Source organism: Falsiroseomonas sp. RANM36, from assembly GCF_056682175.1.
This window is the reverse complement of the sequence record NZ_JBWXTD010000003.1, coordinates 1,666,770-1,670,720: the sequence shown is the minus strand read 5'-3', so window position 1 is coordinate 1,670,720 and position 3,951 is coordinate 1,666,770. Positions and strand designations below refer to the sequence as shown.

Here is a 3,951-nt window from a genome sequence, read left to right as displayed (position 1 = left end):
CGGCGCGCGCCGGCGCCGGGGTAGCGCGCGCGGGCGGCGCCGGGGCGCGCGGCAGGGTCCCGGCATGCGCGCTCGGGATCAGCGAGAAGCCGCGCGCGACGGGCGCGGCGGCGGGCGGGGCGAGGGGCTCGGCCTGGATGGTGCCGGGATCGCCGGGGCTCACCACCGGCTCCATGCGCGTCACGGCGCCGACCGTGACGGACCGGTCGCCGGGGCTCTCGATCGGCTCCATCCGGCGCTGGAAGTCGCCGAGGCTGGCGATCGGCGCCATCGCGACGACCGGACCGGCGGAGGCCAGCTGCACCGGCTGCGCGGTCGTGCTGCCATCCGGGATCGGGTCCATCCGCACCACCGGGCCGGGCGGCAGCTGCGCCACCTGGATGCGCGGCTCCGCGTTCTGCCGCTGGTCGCGCAGCGCCAGCATGGTGGCGGTGTCGCCGCGGCGCGGGCCGGGGGGAATGTTCAGCGGGATCTCCGCGGCGGCGTAGATCTCCGGCGCCGCGCGGCGGCCCCCGGGGGGGGCCCGGGGGGGCGGGCCCCGCCGCCCCGCCCCGGGGTGCCCGCCTGGGGGGGGGGGCCGCCGGGGCGGGGGCGGGGGGCATTGTCCCGGGGCCCCCCCGGGGGGGCGTACCCCCCCGGCGCGGCGCGGCGGCCCGGGCTGACGCCCTGGATGCGCGGCCCGATCCGCGCGACGTAGTTGCGCGTCTCGGTGGGCAGGCCGCGACTGCCCCAGAGATAATCCTCGAGCCGGCGCGGGCCTGCATTGTAGGCCGCGAGGAAGCCGGGCGACCCGTAGAGGTCGTACATCTCCCGGATATAGGCCGTGCCGGCCATCAGGTTGTCCCAGGGATGGTAGGGGTCGCCGCCGAGGCCGTAGCGGCGGGTCAGTTCGCGATAGGTGCCGGGCATCACCTGCATCAGCCCCATCGCGCCGACGCGGCTGGTAGCGCTGACGCGGCCGCCGGATTCCTGGCGCATGACCTCGCGGATCCAGCGCTCGGGCACGTCGAAGCGCTGCGAGGCCTGGCGGATGTAGGGACCCCACGGGTCGTGCGGCGGGCCCGGCGGATCGTAGCTGGAGGGCCGAGCCCAGGCGCCGTCGGAAACCGCCGGCCGCGAATGCTGTTGCGTTCCGCATGCGGCAAGCACGCCAAGCAGCAGGCACGCAGCGATCGGACGGATCCGCCGCGCCAGCCGGGACCGGGTCATGCTCGCACTCCGTCGGTTGCCGGGTGCCGGTTCCGAGGCCCACCCCCCCTGGCTACCGCCGCCCTCCCCAGGCGGTGATACCCGCGGGCCAACCCCGACTCCGTCCCGTCGTTCAAGCACGCTCTGGTCCGGGCCTGCAGGCTTCGAGTTCACGCGGAGCCTTAACGCCGCTGGCCAAGTCCAGAAATAACCCCCTACCCTGCGGGGCCGGGTATACGCAAGGCTCGGAACAAGGCAGAAGAATGGCAAGCTGCGCCGTTACGCCGCCACCCGCGACCGATTGCATGCGCCGCCCATGCCGCCGGCCCTCAGCGAAGTGCCGCCACGGCCGATGCGGTGCAACAAGGTACGGAGTCCTGATGCGCACCCCCAAGACAACCCTGCCCCTGCTTGCAGCGCTCGCGCTGGTGGCGACGGTGCCGGCCTGCGCGCCGGCGAACACGGGCACCACGGTGTCGCGAGCCGGGCTGGGCTCCGCCGCCAGCGTCTCCTTCGGCACCATCGTGGGCACGCGGCCGGTGCAGGTCGCGGGGAGTGGCACGGTCGGCACGATCGGCGGCGCCGCGGCGGGCGGCATAGCCGGCAGCTTCATCGGTGGCGACTGGCGGTCCAACGCGCTGGCCGGCATCGGCGGCGCGATCATCGGCGGCCTGGCGGGCAACGCCATCGAGCGCGGGGTGACCGGCGGCACCGCCATCGAGTTCATCGTCCGCGAGGATCGCGGCGGCGACATCGCCGTCGTGCAGACCAACGAGGAAGGGCTGCAGGCGGGCGACCGCGTGGTGATCACGCGCGGCGACCGGGTGCGCCTGTCGCGCGCCGCCGGCGGCCCGCCGCCCGGCGCCACCGGTGCCGCGGGCGGCGCGCCGGTCGGCGCCACGGCCGTCTCGGGCCCCGGCCCGGCCAAGTAGCCGCGCTCAGGCGGGCGGCTGCTCGGGCCTGATGCGGAAGCGCATCAGGCGCAGCGCCGCGTCGCCGAGCGGTGCCGGCAGCAGCGCCAGCAGCCGCAGCAGCCAGGCGAGCGGCCAAGGGAAGGCCGCCAGCCCGCGTCCCGATTCGATGGCGCGGGCGGCGCGCGCGGCGGCTGCCGCCAGCGACAGGCGCAGCGGGCGGCGGCCGAGATAGCGCTCGCCCATCGCGCTGTCGAAATAGCCCGGGCAGACCACGACGACGCGCACGCCGCGCGGCGTGCAGGCGCCGCGCAGCGCCTCGCCCCAGGCCAGCAGCCCGGCCTTGCTGGCGCAGTAGCCGGGGCTGTCCGGCAGGCCGCGGAAGGCCGCGACCGAGGCGATGAGCGCCACCGTCCCGGCGCCGCGCGCCAGCATCCCCGGCAGCAGCGGCCCGACCAGGTTCATCGCGCCCAGCAGGTTCACCGCCACCTGGCGCCGCGCGGCGGAGACCGGCTCGGCCCCGCCATCGGGCAGGGTGCCGGCCGAGGTGCCGGCATTGGCGATCACCAGGTCCACCGGGCCCGCGGCCTCGAATCGGGCCAGCGCCGCGGCCACGGCAGGTGCGTCGGCGATGTCGAGCGCCACGGCCTGCACCGCCGCCCCGCGCGCGGCGCAGCGTGCGGCCACCTCCTCCAGCGCCGCCGCCGAGCGCGCCAGCAGCAGCAGCCGCACGCCCGGCGCCGCGAAATGCCCGGCCAGCGCGGCGCCCAGCCCGCGCGAGGCGCCGGAGATCGCCACGGCGCGGAAGCGGCTCATCGAAGGCCCCGCAGCCGCGCAAGGCCGCGGCGGACGAAGCCCTCCGCGGCCCGCAGCCCGCCGAGGCGCCAGCGCGGGAACAGCTCGGGCCGGTCCATGCGCGCGATCAGGACTTCCGGCGGGCAGGGCAGGCCGGTCAGCGGGTCGAGGCAGCGCGGATAGAGGATCAGCGCCACCGCCACGAGTTCGTCGAGCGCGAGGCGGCGGCGCGGGCGCGGCGGCGGCAGGCGGTCCGTCGTCAGCCCCCAGCCGGCATAGAAGGGCAGGCCCCAGCAGGTGACGGGCAGGCCGCGCAGCAGCGCCTCGAAGCCGGTCAGCGAGGTGAGGGTGTGCACCGCGTCCACCTGCGCCAGCACCTCCGCCATCGGCGCCTCGGCCAGCACCTGGTCGGCGCGGCCGGCGAGGTCTGCCGCGGGGATGCGGCCGCGGCGGTAGCCGGCCTCGATGTCCGGATGCGGCTTGTAGATCAGGAAGGCGTCCGGCTCCGCGGCGCGCACCCGTCGCAGCAGGGCGAGATTGCCGGCGATGCCGCCGCCGCCCAATCGCACCGCCGCGTCGTCCTCCACCTGGCCGGGCACCAGGACGCGCTGCCGGCCGGGCGGGGCGGCGATGCGCGGCGCGGTGCCGGCGAGGTTGTACTTGGTGATGCCGCGGGCGCCGACCGCCGCGCGCTGCGCCGCGGCGCGCGCCAGCAGCGGCGGCGGGATCTCGGCCGTGTTGAGCAGCCGCTCGAGGTCGCTCTCCCGCGCCGGATCGTAATGCGGCCCGCGCCCGTCCAGCGCGAAGGAGGCGCCGGCGCGGAAGGCGGCGCCGAGGCCGGCCGAGCGGATGAAGCCGTCCTCCAGCCAGAGCGTCTCGACACCTTCCGCCGCGGCGGCCTCGCGCAGGCCGGCGGGGGCGGAGGCGCTCCAGGCCAGCAGCGCGCCGCCGCGCCGCCGCGCCGCGGCGCTCGCCCGGCGGGCGCCGGGGGGGGAGCGCGGCGGCGGCGCGGGCGCGGCCCGCCGGGGGGGGGTGCGGCCGCGGGTGGTGGGGTGGG

5 protein-coding genes are annotated in these 3,951 nt (G+C 77.7%); 1 reads left to right on the top strand and 4 read right to left on the bottom strand.

What is annotated here, in order from left to right:
* Together AC1MIR_RS12935 and AC1MIR_RS12930 are read right to left on the bottom strand one after the other, a co-directional pair.
* A partial coding sequence (locus AC1MIR_RS12935; protein ID WP_480028559.1) for a hypothetical protein occupies window positions 1–424 on the bottom strand: 424 nt, incomplete at its 3' end.
* Window positions 425–462: 38 nt separating this feature from the next.
* Window positions 463–978 (bottom strand): lytic transglycosylase domain-containing protein, encoded by a 516-nt coding sequence (locus tag AC1MIR_RS12930; protein ID WP_480028558.1) that lies wholly within the window; start codon window positions 976–978, stop codon window positions 463–465.
* A 590-nt stretch (window positions 979–1,568) separates the two neighbouring features.
* Between AC1MIR_RS12930 and AC1MIR_RS12925 the strand changes: the two genes are divergently transcribed.
* Window positions 1,569–2,120 carry a glycine zipper 2TM domain-containing protein gene (locus AC1MIR_RS12925; RefSeq protein WP_480028557.1) on the top strand — a complete coding sequence of 184 codons (552 nt, stop codon included), beginning with the start codon at window positions 1,569–1,571 and terminating at the stop codon, window positions 2,118–2,120.
* Window positions 2,121–2,126: 6 nt separating this feature from the next.
* On the opposite strand, the gene AC1MIR_RS12920 is transcribed toward AC1MIR_RS12925, so the two are convergent.
* Window positions 2,127–2,915, bottom strand: coding sequence for an SDR family NAD(P)-dependent oxidoreductase (locus AC1MIR_RS12920; protein ID WP_480028556.1), 789 nt, complete (start codon window positions 2,913–2,915; stop codon window positions 2,127–2,129).
* Window positions 2,912–3,951 (bottom strand): capsular polysaccharide export protein, LipB/KpsS family (locus AC1MIR_RS12915; protein WP_480028555.1); only part of this gene is annotated, 1,040 nt, incomplete at its 5' end. The genes AC1MIR_RS12920 and AC1MIR_RS12915, both read right to left, overlap by 4 nt.